At 70.5% G+C, this 20,773-nt stretch carries 17 protein-coding genes; 11 read left to right on the forward strand and 6 right to left on the reverse strand.

The annotated features are described in order from the left end of the window. Nucleotides 1-31: 31 nt before the first annotated feature. On the reverse strand, nucleotides 32-1,267 hold the full coding sequence (locus E2651_RS25485) for a methyltransferase domain-containing protein (protein ID WP_209446236.1): 1,236 nt from the start codon (nucleotides 1,265-1,267) through the stop codon (nucleotides 32-34). 82 nt (nucleotides 1,268-1,349) lie between these two features. Here E2651_RS25485 and E2651_RS25490 point away from each other — a divergent pair, with 82 nt between their 5' ends. The 3 genes from E2651_RS25490 (at nucleotide 1,350) to groL (ending at nucleotide 4,884) form a co-directional block, all read left to right on the forward strand. Next, a complete protein-coding gene (locus E2651_RS25490) occupies nucleotides 1,350-2,285 on the forward strand; it encodes a polysaccharide deacetylase family protein (protein ID WP_135333552.1) in 936 nt (311 codons plus the stop codon). A gap of 549 nt (nucleotides 2,286-2,834) precedes the next feature. Then, nucleotides 2,835-3,143 carry a co-chaperone GroES gene (gene groES / locus E2651_RS25500; RefSeq protein WP_006347174.1) on the forward strand — a complete coding sequence of 103 codons (309 nt, stop codon included), beginning with the start codon at nucleotides 2,835-2,837 and terminating at the stop codon, nucleotides 3,141-3,143. Nucleotides 3,144-3,261: 118 nt separating this feature from the next. After that, nucleotides 3,262-4,884, forward strand: a complete 1,623-nt coding sequence (gene groL / locus E2651_RS25505; protein ID WP_135333554.1) for a chaperonin GroEL — start codon at nucleotides 3,262-3,264, stop codon at nucleotides 4,882-4,884. A 153-nt stretch (nucleotides 4,885-5,037) separates the two neighbouring features. Here groL and E2651_RS25510 read toward each other — a convergent pair whose 3' ends face one another. After that, nucleotides 5,038-5,811 (reverse strand): SDR family oxidoreductase, encoded by a 774-nt coding sequence (locus E2651_RS25510; protein ID WP_135333555.1) that lies wholly within the window; start codon nucleotides 5,809-5,811, stop codon nucleotides 5,038-5,040. Between the two features lie 54 nt (nucleotides 5,812-5,865). Continuing rightward, entirely contained in the window at nucleotides 5,866-6,534 is a 669-nt protein-coding gene (locus E2651_RS25515) for an MOSC domain-containing protein (RefSeq protein ID WP_135333556.1), read from the reverse strand. A 79-nt stretch (nucleotides 6,535-6,613) separates the two neighbouring features. On the opposite strand from E2651_RS25515, the gene E2651_RS25520 reads away from it, so the two are divergent. After that, nucleotides 6,614-7,510 (forward strand): LysR family transcriptional regulator, encoded by an 897-nt coding sequence (locus E2651_RS25520; RefSeq protein WP_135333557.1) that lies wholly within the window; start codon nucleotides 6,614-6,616, stop codon nucleotides 7,508-7,510. Nucleotides 7,511-7,532: 22 nt separating this feature from the next. On the opposite strand, the gene E2651_RS25525 is transcribed toward E2651_RS25520, so the two are convergent. Continuing rightward, on the reverse strand, nucleotides 7,533-7,889 hold the full coding sequence (locus tag E2651_RS25525) for a WhiB family transcriptional regulator (protein WP_135333558.1): 357 nt from the start codon (nucleotides 7,887-7,889) through the stop codon (nucleotides 7,533-7,535). A 390-nt stretch (nucleotides 7,890-8,279) separates the two neighbouring features. On the opposite strand from E2651_RS25525, the gene E2651_RS25530 reads away from it, so the two are divergent. From E2651_RS25530 to E2651_RS25545, 4 genes are all read left to right on the forward strand, one after another. Beyond that, nucleotides 8,280-8,891 (forward strand): response regulator transcription factor, encoded by a 612-nt coding sequence (locus E2651_RS25530; protein WP_003948568.1) that lies wholly within the window; start codon nucleotides 8,280-8,282, stop codon nucleotides 8,889-8,891. A 266-nt stretch (nucleotides 8,892-9,157) separates the two neighbouring features. Beyond that, complete coding sequence (locus tag E2651_RS25535) at nucleotides 9,158-9,733, forward strand: sigma-70 family RNA polymerase sigma factor (RefSeq protein ID WP_055549856.1); 576 nt, start codon at nucleotides 9,158-9,160, stop codon at nucleotides 9,731-9,733. A 152-nt stretch (nucleotides 9,734-9,885) separates the two neighbouring features. Beyond that, nucleotides 9,886-11,391 carry an IMP dehydrogenase gene (gene guaB / locus E2651_RS25540; protein WP_135333559.1) on the forward strand — a complete coding sequence of 502 codons (1,506 nt, stop codon included), beginning with the start codon at nucleotides 9,886-9,888 and terminating at the stop codon, nucleotides 11,389-11,391. Between the two features lie 114 nt (nucleotides 11,392-11,505). Next, a complete protein-coding gene (locus tag E2651_RS25545) occupies nucleotides 11,506-12,630 on the forward strand; it encodes a GuaB3 family IMP dehydrogenase-related protein (protein WP_135333560.1) in 1,125 nt (374 codons plus the stop codon). A 108-nt stretch (nucleotides 12,631-12,738) separates the two neighbouring features. Here E2651_RS25545 and E2651_RS25550 read toward each other — a convergent pair whose 3' ends face one another. Further along, nucleotides 12,739-13,992 carry a nucleotide sugar dehydrogenase gene (locus E2651_RS25550; protein ID WP_135333561.1) on the reverse strand — a complete coding sequence of 418 codons (1,254 nt, stop codon included), beginning with the start codon at nucleotides 13,990-13,992 and terminating at the stop codon, nucleotides 12,739-12,741. Between the two features lie 228 nt (nucleotides 13,993-14,220). Between E2651_RS25550 and E2651_RS25555 the strand changes: the two genes are divergently transcribed. After that, a complete protein-coding gene (locus E2651_RS25555) occupies nucleotides 14,221-15,927 on the forward strand; it encodes a glycerol-3-phosphate dehydrogenase/oxidase (RefSeq protein ID WP_135333562.1) in 1,707 nt (568 codons plus the stop codon). A gap of 26 nt (nucleotides 15,928-15,953) precedes the next feature. On the opposite strand, the gene E2651_RS25560 is transcribed toward E2651_RS25555, so the two are convergent. After that, nucleotides 15,954-17,156: a serine hydrolase domain-containing protein gene (locus tag E2651_RS25560; RefSeq protein ID WP_135333563.1), complete on the reverse strand. Its 1,203-nt coding sequence runs from the start codon at nucleotides 17,154-17,156 to the stop codon at nucleotides 15,954-15,956. A gap of 134 nt (nucleotides 17,157-17,290) precedes the next feature. Between E2651_RS25560 and E2651_RS25565 the strand changes: the two genes are divergently transcribed. Together E2651_RS25565 and E2651_RS25570 are read left to right on the forward strand one after the other, a co-directional pair. Then, a complete protein-coding gene (locus E2651_RS25565; RefSeq protein ID WP_135333564.1) occupies nucleotides 17,291-19,432 on the forward strand; it encodes a serine/threonine-protein kinase in 2,142 nt (713 codons plus the stop codon). A 180-nt stretch (nucleotides 19,433-19,612) separates the two neighbouring features. Next, on the forward strand, nucleotides 19,613-20,773 hold a 1,161-nt coding region (locus tag E2651_RS25570), incomplete at its 3' end, for a protein kinase (protein ID WP_167828892.1).

Consider the following 20,773-nt stretch of genomic DNA (forward strand, 5'->3'; position numbering starts at 1 on the left):
GAGTGCGGGTAGGGGAGCGCGGACGTCGTCCTCAAGCGCCGGACGGGCTGGAGGTTTCAGGCACCGGGTGCCCGATCAGCATCGCCGGCGCCCCGCCCACCCGCGTGAGGAAAACCGTCGCCGAGTTCTTGCCCTGTGGCTTCACCTTGCGGCGCAGTTCCTCCGGCTCCACCGCCGACCCCCGCTTCTTCACGGTCAGGATCCCGACCTCCCGCGCCTTCAGCAGCGCCTTCAACTTCTTCACCCCGAAGGGGAGTTGATCGGTGATCTCGTACGCCACCGCGTACGGCGTCTCATGCAGCGAGTCCGAAGTGACGTACGCGATCGTCTCGTCGATCAGACCGCCGTCGACCCGCGCCGCCACCTCCGCCACCAGATGCGCCCGGATGACGGCGCCGTCCGGCTCGTACAGATAGCGCCCGACGGACCGCACCTGCGGATCCGGCAGCATCGCGTCGAGCGAGGACCACAGCGAGGCGCCCGAGGGCAGCAGCGTCGCCCGGTGCGAGGCGGGGTCGTCCGTGCCGAACCACAGCACGGCCTCCTTCACGTCGCCGCCGTCCGAGATCCACTCCGCCGCGGCATCGTCCGGCACCGCCTCGTGCGGAATCCCGGGAGCGATCTTCAGCGCCGCGTGCGGCGCCTTGCGGGCGGCCTCGATCGCCCAGGAGAGGGGTGGCGAGTAGGCCTCGGGATCGAAGATGCGGCCCCTCCCTCCGCGCCGCGCCGGGTCCACGAAGACGGCGTCGTACGTCGAGGTGTCGACCTCGGTGACATCCGCCTCGCGCACCTCGATGAGGCCGGCGAGCCCGAGCGCCTCCGCGTTCGCGCGGGCGACCGCGCAGGTCAGCGGGTCACGGTCGACGGCGAGGACGGCGATCCCGGCCCGCGCGAGCGCGATCGCGTCGCCGCCGATGCCACAGCAGAGGTCGGCCACGCTCCGTACGCCGAGCGCCTTGAAGCTCTCGGCGCGGTGCACGCCCACGCTCGTCCGCGTCGCCTGCTCGACGCCGTTCGGCGTGAAGAACATCCGCCCCGCGTCGGCGGCGCCGAACTTCGCCACCGCCCGCCGCCGCAGTCGCGCCTGCGCGAGCACCGCCGTGACCAGTTCGGCCGGGTGTTCGCGGCGAAGCCGGGTGGCGACGGCCAGCTCCCGTGCCGGATCGGCCTCCCGTACCTCCTCGAGATCGAGCAGGGACCGGCCCTCGGGGGTGAGCAGCGCGGAGAAGGAGGCCAGGGCGTGGTCGAGGTCGTTCACCCGGCCCATTGTGGGCCAGTCGGTGGATGGTGCGCGCGCGGCGGCGGTGTCGGCCCCTCATCACGGCCGTGAGCTGCAAAGATCCGGCGCCATGCAACTAGTACGACAAAACGATCAATACGGCAGAAGACGGAAGCGACGGAAGGGTCGGGCACGGGGCTCCGTGGCTGTCCTCACCGCCGCCGCGATCGCGTCGGGCTGTGCCGTCGGAGGCGAGTCGGACGGCGTGAAGCCCGCCCCCGGCCAGCAGCGCCTCGACGCCCCGCCGGCCCGCGCCCTCGACTCCTACGCCCACAAGCTCCGCGTCGCCCAGGTCGCCCGCGCCGCCGCCGCGAAGCGCTGGCGCCTGGCGAAGACGCCGCTGGCCGCACCCGCCGCACCCGCGAAGAAGCCGCGGATCACCACCCGCAAGGGCTTCGAGGTCAAGGGCCAGGCGGGCCTGCCGCCGGTCTTCACGACCATCCCCACCAAGGAGAAGGTCGTCTTCCTGACCATCGACGACGGCGCCGAGAAGGACCCGGCGCTGCTGAAGATGATGAGCGAGCTGAAGATCCCGTACACCGCGTTCCTCAGCGACTACCTGGTCAAGGAGGACTACGGCTACTTCAAGAAGATGCAGTCCCGCGGCGTCTCCCTGAACAACCACACCCTCAACCACCGCTATCTGCCGGGGCTTTCGTACGCGGGTCAGCGGCGCGAGATCTGCGGCATGCAGGACACCATCCAGAAGCGGTACGGCAAGCGGCCCCAGCTGTTCCGTCCGCCGTACGGCAACTACAACGAGGACACCCTGCGTGCCGCCAAGTCCTGCGGCATCAAGGCGGTGCCGCTGTGGGCGTCGGAGGCGTTCGCCGACCACATGGAGTGGCGCGAGTGGGACCGGGACCTGCACCCCGGCGACATCATCCTCACGCACTTCCGGGGGCGCGAGGACTGGAAGGGCACCATGCCGGACATGATCCGCAGGGTCATGAAGACGGTCACGGACAAGGGGTACGCGGTGGCCAGGCTGGAGGACTACCTGTGACCGGGCGGGCGCGGCGGCTCCTTGCCGGTGCCCTCGCGGCAGGCGTCCTCGCGCCCGCACTGCTCACGGGGTGCGCCCAGTCGGTGGACCCGATCGAGAGGCTGGGCAGAAAGGCGGCGGAGAAGATGCCGCAGAAGACGAAGCCTCCTGGCTGTGGGCAGGCGTTCCGCAGGGCGAGTGGGGTCTCCCCTGGTCGAGCGGAGTCGAGAGCTTGGGGAAGGGTGGGCACGGCCCCACCTGCGGGGCCACAGAAGACGGAACGGCACCAGGCGACGCAGACGGAACCCCCGCCCCCGAACAAGCGTTGCCAAGAGGGGCCCGGGGCATCCCCCGCACCTCCAGAAGGCACCCCCCACCGCTAAGACCCGCGTCAGCGAATTGGCACTCCGCTTGACCGAGTGCTAATCCCCGTCCTAGTCTCAGTTCTGGCACTCCCCACTGGAGAGTGCCAACAGCGACGGGCAGGTCCGGCACCCGCGACGACGGATCCACCTGGTCGCCACCCCAGACTGTTAACCCCGTGAGATCTCCGAAGGGGGAGACCGGATCGTGACGACCGCCAGCTCCAAGGTTGCCATCAAGCCGCTTGAGGACCGCATTGTGGTCCAGCCGCTCGACGCCGAGCAGACCACGGCCTCTGGCCTGGTCATTCCGGACACCGCGAAGGAGAAGCCCCAGGAGGGTGCTGTCCTCGCCGTGGGTCCGGGCCGCTTCGAGAACGGCGAGCGCCTGCCGCTCGACGTCAAGGTCGGCGACGTCGTGCTGTACAGCAAGTACGGCGGCACCGAGGTGAAGTACAACGGCGACGAGTACCTCGTCCTCTCGGCTCGCGACGTGCTCGCGATCGTCGAGAAGTAATTCACCCCGAAGCAGAAGCATGCTTTGAGCTGCGCCCCTGGTCACCCCGCTGATTGCCGGGCGGCGAGGGGCGCAGTTCGTTTAATCCCGAGTTATTCGAGAGGGCTGAACCGCTCCCATGGCGAAGATCCTGAAGTTCGACGAGGACGCCCGTCGCGCCCTCGAGCGCGGCGTCAACAAGCTTGCCGACACGGTCAAGGTGACGATCGGCCCCCGCGGCCGCAACGTCGTCATCGACAAGAAGTTCGGCGCCCCGACCATCACCAACGACGGCGTCACCATCGCCCGTGAGGTCGAGGTCGAGGACCCGTACGAGAACCTCGGCGCCCAGCTCGTCAAGGAGGTGGCGACCAAGACCAACGACATCGCGGGTGACGGCACCACCACCGCGACCGTGCTCGCCCAGGCCCTCGTCAAGGAAGGCCTGCGCAACGTCGCCGCCGGTGCCTCCCCGGCCGCCCTGAAGAAGGGCATCGACGCCGCCGTCAAGGCCGTCTCCGAGGAGCTCCTCGCCACCGCGCGCCCGATCGACGACAAGGCCGACATCGCGGCCGTCGCCGGTCTGTCCGCCCAGGACCCGCAGGTCGGCGAGCTCATCGCCGAGGCGATGGACAAGGTCGGCAAGGACGGTGTCATCACCGTCGAGGAGTCCAACACCTTCGGTCTCGAGCTGGACTTCACCGAGGGCATGGCCTTCGACAAGGGCTACCTGTCGCCGTACTTCGTGACGGACCAGGAGCGCATGGAGGCGGTGCTCGAGGACCCGTACATCCTCATCCACCAGGGCAAGATCTCCTCCATCCAGGACCTCCTGCCGCTGCTCGAGAAGGTCATCCAGACCAACGCCTCGAAGCCGCTCCTGATCATCGCCGAGGACGTCGAGGGCGAGGCCCTCTCGACCCTGGTCGTGAACAAGATCCGCGGCACCTTCAACGCCGTCGCGGTGAAGGCCCCCGGCTTCGGCGACCGCCGCAAGGCCATGCTCGGTGACCTCGCCACCCTCACCGGCGGCACCGTCATCGCCGAAGAGGTCGGCCTCAAGCTCGACCAGGTCGGCCTGGACGTGCTCGGCACCGCCCGCCGCGTGACCATCACCAAGGACGACACGACCGTCGTCGACGGCGGCGGCGACGCCTCCGAGGTCGCGGGCCGCGTCAACCAGATCAAGGCCGAGATCGAGGCCACGGACTCCGACTGGGACCGCGAGAAGCTCCAGGAGCGCCTCGCGAAGCTGGCCGGCGGCGTCTGCGTCATCAAGGTCGGCGCCGCCACCGAGGTGGAGCTGAAGGAGAAGAAGCACCGTCTGGAGGACGCCATCTCCGCGACCCGCGCCGCGGTCGAGGAAGGCATCGTCTCCGGTGGTGGCTCCGCTCTGGTGCACGCCGTCAAGGTCCTCGAGGGCAACCTCGGCAAGGACGGCGACGAGGCCACCGGTGTCGCGGTCGTCCGCCGCGCCGCCGTCGAGCCGCTGCGCTGGATCGCCGAGAACGCCGGCCTCGAGGGCTACGTCATCACCTCGAAGGTCGCCGAGCTCGACAAGAACTTCGGCTTCAACGCCGCGACCGGTGAGTACGGCGACCTGGTCAAGGCCGGTGTCATCGACCCCGTCAAGGTGACGCGCTCCGCGCTGGAGAACGCCGCCTCTATCGCTTCGCTGCTGCTGACGACTGAGACCCTGGTCGTCGAGAAGCCGGCCGAGGACGAGGCTGACGCCGGTCACGGGCACGGTCACTCCCACTAACGCTGCCGCGTAAGTGAACCGGAGGCCCGGTACCCCGTTGGGGGTGCCGGGCCTCCGTCGTTCTCGGAATCTCGTCTGCCGGGTTTCTCGCCGTTGCCGACCGCGGATCGTGGTCCGTCCTCGCGCAGTTCCCCGCGCCCCTTCGGGGCGCTCCTACTGCGGGCCGTACTTGCGTCCCGTACGTGAGGTGACCCCACCCAGCAGTGCCCTCGGCGTCACCTTCACCACCCCCATCAGCGTCTTGTAGCGCGGGTCCGGGATCGACAACGTCTTGCCCCGTGCCAAGTCGGAAAGCGCCGCCGCGACCAGCTTGTCCGCGTCGAGCCACATCCACTTGGGGATGTTCGACGTGCCCATCCCGGCGCGCTCGTGGAACTCCGTGCGGACGAAGCCGGGGCACAGTGCCATCAGCCGCACCCCGGAGCCGGCCAGGTCCTTCGCCGCACCCTGGGTGAACTGCACGACCCACGCCTTCGAAGCGCCGTACGTCCCGCGCGGCACGAACGCCGCCACCGACGCGACGTTGACGACGCCGCCACGGCCCCGCTCCCGCATCGCCTCCGCGGCCGCCGACGTCAGCCGGAGCACCGCCTCGCAGTGCACCTTCAGCATCGTCAGCTCGTCGGCCATGGGCACCTCGAGATATCCGCCCTTGTTGCCGAAGCCGGCGTTGTTGACCAGGAGGTCGACCGGGTTCCTGCGGTCCGCGAGCCGCTTCTCGACGGCGGCGATCCCGTCGTCCGTGGCGAGGTCCGCGGTGAGCACCTCCGCCTCGATGCCGTGCCGGTCGTGCAGTTCGGTCGCCTGTTCCCGCAGCCGCTCGGTGTTCCGCGCCACGAGGACCAGGTTGTGGCCGTCACCGGCGAGCCGCCGGGCGAAGGCCGCGCCGATACCGGCGGTCGATCCCGTAATCAGAGCCGTAGTCATGGGCCAAGGCTAGTGAGATCTCGTGACCGCCGTTCTGCCCGGACCCTCCGCAGGTCAAGAGCCGTACTTCTCCGCGTACTTGAGAGCCGCCCGGATCGCCTCGGGATGCAGCGCGTCGCCCGCGGCGAGCAGCCTCGGCAGCAGGTGCTTCTCCGTGGTGACGGCCCTGAACTGGAAGGCGACGGTGACCTCGTGGTCCGGACGGTGCACGATCTCGATCGCGTCCCCGCCCCGGATCTCACCCGGCTCGATCACCCGCAGATACGCGCCGGGAGCGCCCTGCTGGGTGAAGCGCTTCACCCAGGCCTTCTCGCCGACGTGGCCCTGGAACGTACGGCAAGGGATGCGGCTCGAGGTCACCTCGAGGAGCAGCTCGGGGCCGACGCGCCAGCGCTCGCCGATCTTCGCGCCGCTCACGTCGAGCCCGGCCGTCGTGAGGTTCTCGCCGAATCCGCCGTTGCCCAGCGGGCGCCCGAGCGTGCGCTCCCAGGCGTCGAGGTCCTCGCGCGCGAAGGCGTACACCGCCTGGTCGTTGCCGCCGTGGTGCCGCAGGTCGCAGACCTCGTCCCCGGCCAGACCGCTCCCGCCGACGCCCTTCTCGCCGGGCGCGGTCACCCGGACGGCCCCATCGGCCGGTCGCTTGTCGATGCCGGTGCCGCCCGAGGGGGCGTCGGTGTACTCGACGGCCTCGAGCCGGCCCAGATTCACAGAGAGAAGCTGCATGAGGGCAGGCTAGGCGAGCCCGCTCAAAGCGTCGACGCAATATTCGGCACTTTGCCCAAGTGCCGCTTATGCTCGAACCATGATCGAGGCCCGTCATCTCCGTGTCCTGCGCGCGGTCGCCGCCACCGGCTCCTTCTCCGCCGCGGCGCGCGAGCTCGGCTGCACCCAGCCCGCCGTCAGCCAGCAGATGAAGGCCCTCGAAGGCTCGGCCGGCACACCGCTGCTCATCCGCACGGGCCGCGAGATGCGCCTGACCCAGGCGGGCGAGGCCCTGGTCCGGCACGCCGCCGGAATCCTGGCCGGGCTCACCGCCGCCGAGGAGGAGGTCGCCGCCATCGCGGGCCTGCGGGCGGGCCGTGTCCGCCTGGTCTCCTTCCCCAGCGGCAGCTCGACCCTGGTGCCGAGCGCGCTCGCCGCCCTGCGCGCCGCGCATCCCGGCACCCGGGTCTCACTGGTCGACGCCGAGCCTCCGCGCTCGGTCGAGATGCTGCGCGAGGGCGACTGCGATGTGGCGCTCGCCTTCCGTTACGAGGGGGCATCGGCCGCCGAGGAGTGGGACGACCTGGTGGTGCGCCCCCTGCTCGCCGACCGGCTCGTCGGTCTCGTGCCCGAGGGGCACCGGCTCGCGAAGGCGGAATCGGTCGCCATCGGGGAACTCGCCGACGAGCCGTGGATCGCGGGCTGTCCGCGCTGTCGCAGGCAGCTGGTCGAGGTCTGCGAAGGGGCGGGTTTCGTGCCCCGGATCGATTTCGCGACGGACGACTATCCGGCGGTGATCGGCCTGGTCGGCGCGGGCCTCGGGGTCGCGGTGCTGCCCGAGCTCGCCATCGAGTCGGTACGCCCCAAGGGTGCACGCACGGTGACGGTGGAGCCCGCCGTGCAGCGCGAGATCGTCGCGCTCACCTTGCCCGACCTGGCACAGGTGCCCGCGGTGGCCGCCACCCTGGACCACCTCGCGCGGGCCGCAGAGCGCTGAGCGCCTGCGAAGAAACGTTCCTTCAGGTATGCGAGACCGCGCCTCCGCCGACCGTCGAGGTCGGCGCCGGCGCCGACCTCGCTGACGCCGTGACCAGGCGGTTGCGGGCGCGGCCCATGAGCTCCTCGCGCTCGTCCTCGGTCAGGCCGCCCCACACGCCGTACGGCTCGCGCACCGCGAGCGCGTGAGCGGCGCACTCCGCGCGCACCGGGCACCTCATGCAGACCTCCTTGGCGGAGTTCTCGCGTGCGCTGCGCGCCGCGCCCCGCTCGCCCTCGGGGTGAAAGAAGAGCGAGCTGTCGACCCCGCGGCAGGCCGCGAGGAGCTGCCAGTCCCACAGATCTGCGTTCGGTCCGGGAAGGCGGGAGAAATCTGCCATTGCTTGTCTCCTGGTAGCCGTTCTGCGCGGATACGGTGCCCACGACCGTACATCTACTGTCTAAGGAGATGAAAATATGACTCATTGGAAAATCTAGTCACAGACACCAGCAAAAGGGAAGGAAAGCCGCTAAATGGGGCATGGCTTGTGATGAAAGGTTGAGGGTCTCCTGCGGCGTCTCCGCTGTGTCCGTGCCCTCACGTAGAGTGCCGAAGGAGGCTGACCGCCCCGTAACTCTTTCGGGTGACCGTCGTTGAGAGTGCGGAGGCGGTTGAAAGAACAAGCGCTCGGGCAGATGTCCGAGAGCGTCAACCGCACAGGTGACGAATATGTACCAGCCTGGAGGCTCAAGGTGACGCGCAGCAGCTGTGAGAGCCGCGGAGGACAGTCATGACATCCGTCCTCGTCTGCGACGACTCCCCGCTCGCCCGAGAGGCGCTCCGCCGCGCGGTCGCGACCGTGCCCGGCGTCGAGCGCGTGACGACAGCGGCCAACGGCGAGGAGGTCCTCCGCCGCTGGGGCGCCGACCGCTCGGACCTGATTCTGATGGACGTACGCATGCCCGGTCTGGGCGGCGTCGAGACCGTCCGGCGGCTGCTGTCCGCCGACCCCGGTGCGCGCATCATCATGCTCACCGTCGCCGAGGATCTGGACGGTGTCGCGCTCGCGGTCGCCGCCGGCGCCCGCGGCTATCTGCACAAGGACGCCTCGCGCGCCGAGCTGCGCGCGACCGTCACGCAGGCGCTCGCCGACCCGACGTGGCGGCTGGCTCCGCGCAGACTGCGCTCGGCCGAGATGGGCGCGGCGCCCACGCTCACCGCGCGTGAGATCCAGGTGCTCGAGGGCATGAGCCACGGCCGGTCCAACGCCGAGATCGGACGTGAGCTTTTTCTCTCCGAGGACACGGTCAAGACGCACGCCAGGCGGCTGTTCAAGAAGCTCGGCGCCTCGGACCGCGCGCACGCCGTGGCGCTCGGATTCCGCTGGGGCCTGGTTCGTTAAGTGTGCCGCCGCGGGGGCACGACGATCCCCGCCCGCCGTCCGGTGGGCGGGGTGAGCGATGCCCGTCGCGCCCCTTCGCGGGAGCGGTTGCGGCCGCTTCGCCGCCGATGCCGCATCCTTGATGTGTGGAGTTCCTCGGGGACAGGTCGGTCGAGCGGGAGGGGAGGGCGCAGGAGATGAGTTCCGGCGCACCTGCTCATAACGCTTCAGTGCACAACTACGGACGCGGTGCCACGGATCAATCGGCGCCAAGGCACCATGGACCGATGCGCGATGACAAGACGACGGTGATCGGTGCCCTCGTCCTTCGCGCCGTCGAGGGTGATGAGCAGGCCACGCACGATCTCCTGGCCCATGTGCACCCCTTGGCACTGCGCTACTGCCGTACGCGGCTCTCCCGACTGCCGGGTGACGCACGGCACTTCGTCGAGGACCTGGCGCAGGAAGTGTGTGTCGCCGTCCTCCTCGCGCTGCCCCGCTACAAGGACACGGGGCGCCCCTTCGAGGCGTTCGTCTTCGCGATCGCGGCGCACAAGGTCGCCGATCTGCAGCGTGCGGCCATGCGCCACCCCGGTTCCACGGCCGTGCCGTCGGACGAGATGCCCGAGCGGCCCGACGACTCGCTCGGCCCGGAGGAGCGCGCGCTGCTCAGCAGCGACGCCGAGTGGGCCAAGAAACTCATGGCCAACCTGCCGGAGAACCAGCGCGAGCTGCTGCTCCTGCGCATCGCGGTCGGGCTCACGGCCGAGGAGACCGGGCAGATGCTGGGGATGTCCCCGGGGGCCGTGCGGGTGGCCCAGCATCGCGCGTTGAGTCGGTTGCGGGCACTGGCCGAGCAGTAACGGTCGGGGTTCGGTCGGCGGTTGTCTTCGACGGTCGTTCGGCATGTGCGAACGTACAAACCTCGTCGATGATCTTGATCGTGGAATGAGACACCCTCGGTTCCCGTTAGCATGGACATCCGCACCGATCAAGGCCATTTGGGGAAGGTGTCATGACTGCAAACGTCGACGGAGTGCCCGAGAAATTCGCGACGCTCGGGCTGACCTACGACGACGTGCTGCTGCTGCCCGGCGCGTCCGAGGTCCTTCCGAACGCAGTCGACACCTCGTCCCGCATCTCCCGCAACGTACGCGTGAACATCCCGCTGCTCTCCGCGGCGATGGACAAGGTCACCGAGGCCCGCATGGCCATCGCCATGGCGCGGCAGGGCGGTGTCGGTGTGCTGCACCGCAACCTCTCCATCGAGGACCAGGTCAACCAGGTCGACCTCGTGAAGCGCTCCGAGTCCGGCATGGTCACCGACCCGATCACCGTGCACCCGGACGCGACGCTGGCCGAGGCCGACGCGCTGTGTGCCAAGTTCCGCATCAGCGGTGTCCCGGTGACCGACCCGGCGGGCAAGCTGCTCGGCATCGTCACCAACCGCGACATGGCCTTCGAGAACGACCGCAGCCGTCAGGTCCGCGAGGTCATGACGCCGATGCCGCTCGTCACCGGCAAGGTCGGGATCAGCGGTGTCGACGCCATGGAGCTGCTGCGCCGCCACAAGATCGAGAAGCTTCCGCTGGTCGACGACGCCGGTGTGCTCAAGGGGCTCATCACCGTCAAGGACTTCGTGAAGGCTGAGCAGTACCCGAACGCGGCGAAGGACGCGGAGGGCCGTCTCCTCGTCGGCGCCGCCGTCGGCGCGAGCCCCGAGGCACTGGAGCGCGCGCAGGCCCTGGCCGAGGCGGGTGCGGACTTCCTCATCGTCGACACGTCGCACGGACACAACAGCAACGCCCTGAACTGGATGGCGAAGATCAAGTCCAGCGTCGGCGTCGACGTCATCGGCGGCAACGTCGCGACGCGTGACGGCGCGCAGGCCCTGATCGACGCCGGTGTCGACGGCGTCAAGGTCGGTGTGGGCCCCGGCTCCATCTGCACCACGCGCGTGGTCGCCGGTATCGGCGTTCCGCAGGTCACCGCGATCTACGAGGCGGCTCTCGCCGCCCGCGCGGCCGGTGTCCCGGTCATCGGTGACGGCGGTCTGCAGTACTCCGGCGACATCGGCAAGGCGCTGGCCGCCGGTGCCGACACGGTCATGCTGGGCAGCCTTCTCGCGGGCTGTGAGGAGTCCCCGGGTGAGCTGATGTTCATCAACGGCAAGCAGTTCAAGTCGTACCGCGGCATGGGTTCCCTCGGGGCGATGCAGTCCCGTGGCCAGGGCCGTTCGTACTCCAAGGACCGCTACTTCCAGGCCGAGGTGGCCTCGGACGACAAGCTCGTGCCCGAGGGTATCGAGGGCCAGGTGCCCTACCGCGGCCCGCTGGCCAACGTCCTTCACCAGCTCGTCGGCGGCCTGCGCCAGACGATGGGCTATGTGGGCGCCGCCTCCATCGACGAGATGGAGACCAAGGGCCGATTCGTCCGGATCACCTCCGCGGGCCTCAAGGAGAGCCACCCGCACGACATCCAGATGACCGTCGAGGCACCGAACTACAGCCGCAGCAAGTAGCCGCTGACAGTCGAAGACACAGCCAGGGGCGGCCCCGGGGTTCCCGGGGCCGCCCCTGGCGCGTGCGTCGGGGATACTGGGAGGCGCTGAAACGCAGAGGGAAAGGCCACACACGTGACTGAGATCGAGATCGGGCGCGGCAAGCGCGGCCGCCGGGCGTACGCCTTCGACGACATCGCCGTCGTCCCGAGCCGCCGTACGCGCGACCCGAAGGAGGTCTCGATCGCCTGGCAGATCGACGCCTACCGTTTTGAGCTGCCGTTCCTGGCGGCTCCCATGGACTCCGTGGTCTCACCGGCCACCGCCATCCGCATCGGCGAGCTGGGCGGTCTTGGCGTACTGAACCTCGAAGGCCTCTGGACCCGGTACGAGGACCCGCAGCCGCTGCTCGACGAGATCGCCGAGCTGGACACGGACAACGCGACCCGTCGCCTCCAGGAGATCTACTCCGCGCCGATCCAGGCCGACCTGATCGGGCAGCGCATCAAGGAGGTGCGCGACTCGGGTGTCGTCACCGCCGCCGCGCTCTCCCCGCAGCGCACCGCCGAGTTCTCCAAGGCCGTCGTGGACGCGGGCGTGGACATCTTCGTGATCCGCGGGACGACCGTCTCCGCCGAGCACGTCTCCGGTGCCGCCGAGCCGCTCAACCTGAAGCAGTTCATCTACGAGCTCGACGTGCCGGTCATCGTCGGTGGCTGCGCCACCTACACCGCCGCGCTGCACCTGATGCGCACCGGCGCTGCCGGTGTCCTCGTCGGCTTCGGCGGCGGCGCCGCGCACACCACGCGCAACGTCCTGGGCATCCAGGTGCCGATGGCCACCGCCGTCGCCGATGTCGCGGCCGCCCGCCGTGACTACATGGACGAGTCCGGCGGCCGGTACGTGCACGTCATCGCCGACGGCGGCGTGGGCTGGTCCGGCGACCTGCCCAAGGCCATCGCCTGCGGTGCCGACTCGGTGATGATGGGCTCCCCGCTGGCGCGCGCCACGGACGCGCCCGGCAAGGGCCACCACTGGGGCATGGAGGCCGTCCACGAGGACGTGCCGCGCGGCAAGCGCGTCGACCTCGGTGTGGTCGGCACGACCGAGGAGATCCTCACCGGTCCCTCGCACATCCCGGACGGTTCGATGAACTTCTTCGGGGCGCTGCGCCGGGCGATGGCCACGACGGGCTACAGCGAGCTCAAGGAGTTCCAGCGCGTCGAGGTGACGGTCGCGGATTCGCAGCACAAGCGCTGACCGTTTGATTTTTAGACGGTTTGGTTTTTGGGCGGTTTGGTTTTCGGACTGACGTCCACGGAGGGCCCCGGTACTTGCTCGTACCGGGGCCCTTTGCGTTACTCAGAATCAGAGGCGGTGCGCCGCTCCCGCCGGGGTGGCGCCCCTTGTGTCGAGCAGCAGTTGGGCCTTCACGGCCAGACCCTGCAGGTCGTACGTGCGGTGGTGCTGGAGCAGGATCGTGAGGTCGGCGTCGGCGGCCGCTTCGTAGAGGGAGTCCGCGCGGGGGACGGGGTGGCCGAGGACGCTCCAGTTCGGGACGTAGGGGTCGTGGTAGCTGACGGCGGCGCCCAGCTCCATCAGGCGGGTCGCGATCTCTTGGGCGGGGGAGCCCTGCTGGTCGGCGAGGTCGGGCTTGTAGGTGACGCCGAGCAGCAGGACGCGGGCGCCGCGGGCGGACTTGCCGTGTTCGTTGAGCAGGGTCGCCGAGCGCTGGATGACGTACTGGGGCATGCGGTCGTTGACCTGCTGGGCCAGTTCGACCATGCGCAGGGGGCGGGCGCCGCGGGACGGGCCCGGGATGTCCAGGGGGACGCCGTGGCCGCCGACGCCGGGCCCTGGGCGGAAGGCCTGGAAGCCGAAGGGCTTGGTCTCGGCGCAGCGGATGACGTCCCACAGGTCGATGCCCAGGTCGTGGCAGAGCACGGCCATCTCGTTGACCAGCGCCATGTTCACGTGCCGGTAGTTGGTCTCCAGGAGGTGCACGGTCTCGGCCTCGCGGGGACCGCGCGCGCGGACGACCTTGTCGGTGAGGCGGCCGTAGAAGGCGGCGGCCGATTCGGTGCAGGCGGGCGTGATGCCGCCGATGACCTTGGGGGTGCCCGCGTAGCCGTGGGTGCGGTTGCCGGGGTCTAGGCGGCCGGGCGAGTAGGCGAGATGGAAGTCGCGGCCCGCGCGCAGGCCGGAGCCCGACTCCAGGATCGGGCGCAGGAACTCCTCCGTGGCGCCCGGGTGCACGGGCGATTCGAGGATGACCGTGGTGTGCGGGCGCAGCCGCGCGGCCAGGGCGTGGGCGGCATCGGCCACCTGGCCCAGGTCGAGCGACCGGTCTGCCGCCGGAGGGGTCGGGGCGCAGATGACGGCGGTGCGGACCCGGCCGAGCTCGACGGGGTCGCTGGTCGGCCTGAAGCCCCCCGAGAGCATCCGGCGGACGTCGGCGGCGGTGAGGGTGCCCTCGGCGCCGTCGCAGGGCAGGCGGCCGCCCGCCAGGTCGGTGGCGCGGACGGGGTCGTAGCCGATGGTGGCGATGCCGCCGGCGACGGCGGCCTGGGCGAGGGGCAGGCCGAGGTGGCCGAGACCGATGACGGCGAGATCTGCGGGCATGGCGGTGGGCCGTCCTCCCAATAGCCGGAGTGGGACGAGCGCGCAAGCCCTGTGGACAAGGCGGACCAGCGCAATGTCAGACTAGGAGTAAATATGACCGTTATGCGGCATTGTGCGGCGCCGACCCTCGGAGTGTTGTCCACAGGCGGTGGCCGAACTCAGCGGGCGGGATCAGAATCTGGGCATGATGTGAGCGCGACCACACCCGACAGAAAGCGGGAGGCAGCGGTGAGGACAGCGACACTGGGGCCGGCGGAGCGTGCCGAGTCACTTGCGGAAATGGCCGAGCGGGAGCTGGACGTCCTGGTCGTGGGAGCGGGAGTGGTCGGCGCGGGCACCGCCCTTGACGCCGTGACCCGCGGTCTCGCCACGGGCTTGGTCGAGGCGCGGGACTGGGCGTCGGGCACATCGAGCCGGTCGAGCAAGCTGATCCACGGCGGCCTGCGCTATCTGGAGATGCTGGACTTCGCGCTGGTGCGGGAGGCGTTGAAGGAGCGCGGCCTGCTCCTCGAGCGGCTCGCCCCGCACCTCGTGAAGCCGGTGCCGTTCCTCTACCCCTTGCAGCACAAGGGCTGGGAGCGGATCTACGCCGGATCGGGCGTCGCGCTCTACGACGCCATGTCGATGTCCCGCGGCCATGGCCGCGGGCTGCCCATGCACCGCCATCTGAGCCGGCGTCACGCCCTGCGCGTCGCCCCGTGTCTGAAGAAGGACGCGCTGGTCGGGGCGATGCAGTACTACGACGCGCAGATGGACGACGCCCGCTATGTGGCGACGCTGGTGCGCACGGCGGCCGCGTACGGCGCGAAGGTCGCCAACCGCGCGCGGGTGACCGGCTTCCTGCGGGAAGGGGAGCGGGTTGTCGGTGCCCGGGTGCAGGACGTGGAAGGGGGCGGGGAGTACGAGGTCAGGGCCAAGCAGATCGTGAACGCGACGGGTGTCTGGACGGACGACACCCAGGCGATGGTGGGGGAGCGGGGGCAGTTCCACGTCAGGGCGTCCAAGGGCATCCACCTGGTCGTGCCCAAGGACCGGATCAGCTCCACGACCGGGCTGATCCTGCGGACCGAGAAGAGCGTCCTCTTCGTCATCCCGTGGGGGCGGCACTGGATCGTGGGGACGACGGACACCGACTGGGACCTGGACAAGGCGCATCCGGCGGCGTCCAGCGCCGACATCGACTATCTCCTCGAGCATGTGAACTCGGTGCTCGCGGTGCCCCTCTCGCGGGACGACGTACAAGGGGTGTACGCGGGCCTTCGGCCGCTGCTCGCCGGGGAGTCGGACGCCACGAGCAAGCTGTCGCGCGAGCACACGGTGGCGCATCCGGCGCCGGGCCTCGTGGTCGTCGCGGGCGGCAAGTACACGACGTACCGGGTGATGGCGAAGGACGCGGTGGACGAGGCGGTGCACGGACTCGACCAGCGGGTCGCCGACTGCGTCACCGAGGACATCCCGCTCGTCGGCGCGGAGGGATACAAGGCGTTGTGGAACGCGCGGGCCAGGATCGCCGCGCGCACCGGGCTCCATGTGGTGCGCGTGGAGCATCTGTTGAACCGGTACGGCTCGCTGGCGGAGGAGGTGCTCGCGCTGGTCACCGACGATCCCTCGCTGGGCGCGCCGCTGCAGGCGGCCGACGACTATCTGCGCGCCGAGATCGTCTACGCCGCGTCGCACGAGGGGGCACGGCATCTGGACGACGTGCTGACCCGGCGTACGCGCATCTCGATCGAGACGTTCGACCGGGGCACGCGCAGCGCGCGGGAGTGCGCCGAGCTGATGGCGCCGGTGCTCGGATGGGACAAGGACCAGGTGGAGCGGGAGGTGCAGCACTACGAGAAGCGGGTGGAGGCGGAGCGGGAGTCGCAGCGGCAGCCGGATGACTTGACGGCCGACGCGGCGCGGCTGGGAGCGCCGGACATCGTGCCGTTGTAGCGCTCGGGGCGCGACAGCCAGCGGCGCTACGTGCAGAACTCGGCCGACAGGAGCGTGCGTTCGAGTGTCGGGTCCGCTATTCCGTCCGTGTTGACCCGGAAGGTCAGGACGCGGTCGCCGTCCCGGGTGGCGGCGGTGCGGACGTAGCTGCCGGCTATGTGGCCGTTGTGGCCCCAGACCGTGGTGCCGCAGGGCAGCTTCTGCGGGTAGAGGCCCATGCCGTAGCGGCCCTGTGCGGCACGGGTGTTGAGCATCTGGTGGAGCTGGGCGGCGGGGAGCAGCCGGCCGCCGAGCAGGGCGGCGTAGAAGCGGTCCAGATCGGCGAGGGTGGAGATCAGTTCGCCCGCGGCGCCCGCGACGCGCGGGTTGAGGGCGGTGACGTCCTGGCCCTCGCTCGTGTACGCCCGGCCGTGCGGGGAGGGAAGTGTGGTGCGGGCGCCGGGGAACGAGGTGCCGGACAGGGACAGCGGGGTGATGATGCGGCGCGCGGCCTCGGTGGCGTACGAGTTGCCGGTGACCTGCCTGATCACCATGCCGAGCACCACGTAGTTGGTGTTGGAGTAGGACCAGCGGCCGGGCGTGGTCGCGGGCAGGGCGAGGGCGGTGCGGACCGCTTCGAGGGGAGTGACGGGGATGAGGCCTTTGGTGCCGGTGGTGTAGTCGGCGAGACCGCTCGTGTGGGTCAGCAGGGCGCGCAGGGTGAGGGTGCGGCCGTCGAACTCCGTGCCGCGGATGAGGCCTGGCAGATGGCGTTCCACGGGGTCGGCCAGGGACAGGCGGCGTTCGGCGGCGAGTTGGAGGACGACCGTCGCGATGAACGTCTTGGTGATGCTGCCCGCGCGGAAGTGGTCGGTGCGGCGGAGGCCGGGGGCGGAGGGGGCGCTTGGGCCCGTGCCCGCGGCTGAGCCGGTGCCGGCACTGGTGTCGGTACTGGTGCCCACATAGCTGCCGGACGTGTGGCCGGTGGTGGTCTGACTGGCCTGTGTGAAGTGCCAGCGTGGCTGTTGGTCCGGTTGTTGTGCCGCCTGGGGTTCCGGCTGCCCCGGCGCTGCCGGGGGCCATGGGTCCTCGCGGGTCAACAGAGCCGCGGCCGGGGCCTTGCCTCGGGTCACCAGCAGCGGAAGAGTGACGTCCGTCGCCGGAGCCGCGGCGAGCGGCGCACTGGCGGTCGGCAGGCCGAAAAGGGCCACCGCGAGGGGTATGACCAGCAGTGTCCGCGATGTGGGCATGACCGTGCCTCCTTGTGCGAGCCCATCATGGGGGACGCTGGACCCTGGGCGTGGAGCGGTCCCTGAGTGAGGGACAATGAAGGCTCTGTCAGGGCGGGTTGCGCGGGTAGCAGCGGTAGCAGCAGAGGGGACGCATGTCGGACGCGGAGAAGACGGGCCAGTCCCGTCAGGACAAGAGCGAACGTCTCCTCTCCGGGCGCTACCGGCTGGGGGAAGTGCTCGGCCGTGGCGGAATGGGAACCGTCTGGCGCGCCAAGGACGAGACACTCGGCCGCACGGTCGCCGTGAAGGAGCTGCGCTTCCCCTCGAGCATCGACGAGGACGAGAAGCGCCGCCTGATCACGCGTACGTTGCGTGAGGCGAAGGCGATCGCGCGGATCCGCAACACCAGCGCGGTGACCGTCTACGACGTGGTCGACGAGGACGACCGGCCGTGGATCGTGATGGAGCTGGTCGAGGGCAAGTCGCTCGCCGAGGCCATTCGCGAGGACGGTCTGTTGACGCCGAGGCGCGCGGCCGAGGTCGGCCTCGCCGTGCTCGACGTACTGCGCTCCGCGCACCGCGAGGGCATCCTGCACCGTGACGTGAAGCCGTCCAACGTACTGATCGCCGAGGACGGCCGGGTCGTCCTCACGGACTTCGGCATCGCGCAGGTCGAGGGCGACCCGTCGATCACGTCCACCGGCATGCTCGTCGGCGCCCCCTCGTACATCTCGCCGGAGCGGGCGCGCGGGCACAAGCCGGGTCCCGCGGCCGACCTGTGGTCCCTCGGCGGGCTGTTGTACGCGGCGGTGGAGGGCGTGCCCCCGTACGACAAGGGGTCGGCCATCGCGACCCTCACCGCCGTGATGACGGAGGACGTCGAACAGCCGACGAACGCGGGCCCCTTGGAGAAGGTCATCTACGGCCTGCTCGCCAAGGACCCCGAGCAGCGGCTCGAGGACGCCGCGGCACGGGCGCTCCTGCTGGACGTCATTCACGCGCCCGAGGTCAAGGACGAGCCGGAGCCGGTCGAGGCGACGAAGGTGGTGCCGCTGCCTCCCGCGCCTCCGGAGAAGCGGGCGAAGCCCGCGCGTTCGCCGAGGGTGGGGATGGCCAAGCGGTTCGGCAAGGGTGGTTCCGGCCGTGGGGCCGGGGCGGCGGGTGCGGCATCGGCTGGTACGGCCGCTTCGGCGAGCGTCGCCGACACGACGGCCGATTCGGCTGCCGACAAGACGGCCGGCAAGTCGGGCGGCGCGTCCACGGCTTCGGGCGCCGCTGATGTCGCCGACTCCGGCGCGAGCACATCCGGAGCCGCCGCGGCCGCTTCCGAGGGCAAGGGCAAGAAGGCCGAAGAGGCTGCCGAGCGGCTGCGCGGCGCGCTCCAGTCCGTGCGGAAGGCAGCGGCCACGGCCGCCGCGACGGCGACCACGCGGGGTGCGGAGACGAACGCCGGTACGGCGGCCGGGCATCCGGAGGGCGCACCGCCGGTTCCCGCGGCACCGCCGCGCGCGCCGGCCAAGGCCTCGGCCTCGCTCACCGATGTGGTGCCCCGGCGCACGCTCGTGATCATCTCGATGGTCGTCGTGCTCGCGGTGCTCGGGACCATCCTTGCCCTGTCGCTGGGCGGCGGGGACGACGGCGGTGCGCGGGACAGCAAGGGCGGCGACAAGGCCGCGTCCAGCGGGGCGACCGTGGGCGGCGGCGACAAGGACCCGGAGAAGGGCGGCGCCGGGCAGGACGGCGGTGCCGAGAAGGAGAAGGACAAGGAGGGCTCGGGAGCGGGCACCGAGCCCGGGTCCGACGCCGGTGAAGGCAATGACCCGGGTGCGGGCGACGACGACAGTGGCAAGAAGCCGGACGACGGCGCCGATTCGACGTACAAGCACTCCCAGGGATTCTCGATCGGGCTGCCGAAGGGCTGGAAGTACCAGTCCACGGCGATCGCGGGCGCCCGCTTCAGCGGGCCCGACGGGCAGAAGCTGCTGATCGGCTGGACGACGACGCCCAAGGACGACCCGGTCGCCGACTGGAAGAACCAGGAGTCGGGCATGGTCCGGTCCCAGTACAAGCGGATCCGGATAGAGAAGGTCGGCTTCCGCGGCTGGAACACGGCCGACTGGGAGTTCACGTACGTCGACGGCGGCACGAAGTACCGGTCGATAGACCGCGGGTTCGTCGTCAACGGCGGTCTGGGCTACGGGATGATGTACACCGCGAAGGCCGCCGACTGGGACAGCGACCGGCGCAGGGACACGTGGCAGACCTTCACGCGGACGTTCCAGCCGAAGAAGTAGCCGAAGCGGCCGAAGAAGTAGCCGAAGCAGCCGAGGTGGCCGCGAGCCGTGCTGTGAGATCTCGCATCCCCTCAATGCGCTTCGGCTCCGGCACGTATCGTGAGTGTTTGCGGACCGTACGCAGCCACAACAGGGCGTAAGACGAACGGAATTGACCACCGGGCGGACGGGGGAGGCGTCGTGGACGAATACGCGGGGCGGGTACTCGCCGACCGCTATCGCCTGCCGCTGCCTCCGGCGGACGAGCACGAACTCGCCGAGACCCGTGCCTTCGACACCTACAGCGGGCAGGAAGTCCTGGTCAGGCAGGTGCCGTTGCCCGAGGTCGTCGACGCGGAAGTGCTCGAGCTCGACGAGCGTGACTTTCCCGACGGGGAGTTGCCCGCGGGGTTCGTGAGCGCCGGGGCGGTGCGTCGGCCGTCGGCGCGCACGACGCGCAGGCCGTCGGATCCGGCGGTGCGGCGGGCGATCGAGGCGGCGCAGGCGGCCGCGCAGATTCCCGACCATCCGCGGCTCGACCAGGTCTTCGACGTGTTCGCCGAGGGCGGTTCGCTGTGGATAGTCAGCGAGTTGGTGGCGGCGAGGCCGCTGGCCGCGCTGCTCGCGGAGCGTCCGCTGAGTCCGTACCGCGCGGCGGAGGTCGCGTCGGACGTGGTGACGGCGCTGCGGGTGCTGCACGCGCACGGCTGGGTGCACCGCAACATCACCGCGCGCACGGTGCTGGTCTGCGACGACGGCCGGGTGGTCCTGACGGGCCTCGCGGCGGGCGCGGCGGAGGAGGCACTGTGCGGCTACGACCCGCGCCCCGAGGAGGCCCTCGGGGGCTTCGAGGCTGACGGCCCTGCCGCCGACGAGACTTCCGAGGCGCCGGCCGCCGAGCCTGAGCCTGAGGTCGGTCCCGAGCCTGAGCCCGAGGTCGACGTGCGGGCGGCGCGGGCCGGTGCGATAGCCGCCTACCGCGCCGGGACGCGGGCCGCGGCGCGGCTGAGCGAGGGTGAGATGCCGCCGGGGCGCGCGGAGTTGCCGGGGCCGCGGGGCATCGGTGCTTCGGGCGAGGCCGAGCGGCGCGTTGCCTTCGATGCGTACGACGATGACGGCTCGGACGGACACGGCTCGCGCGAGTATGGCGCGGGAAACGGTGACGGCGAAGCCGAAGTGGCCGGGCGGATCCTGGACCCGTACGGCGTCGCGGGAACGAAGCCGTGGCATGGGGCGGTGCCCAGAGGCGGCGGGGCCGTGCCCGGACAGAGCGGGCCCAGCCGTGGACCCGGAGGGTCAGGCTTCGGAACTGGCCACGATGAGCCGGGTTCCGCGCCCGGCGGTGCCACCCCCGCCCCGCAC

Origin of the sequence: Streptomyces sp. MZ04 (genome assembly GCF_004684775.1) — a bacterium.
GTDB lineage: Bacteria > Actinomycetota > Actinomycetes > Streptomycetales > Streptomycetaceae > Streptomyces.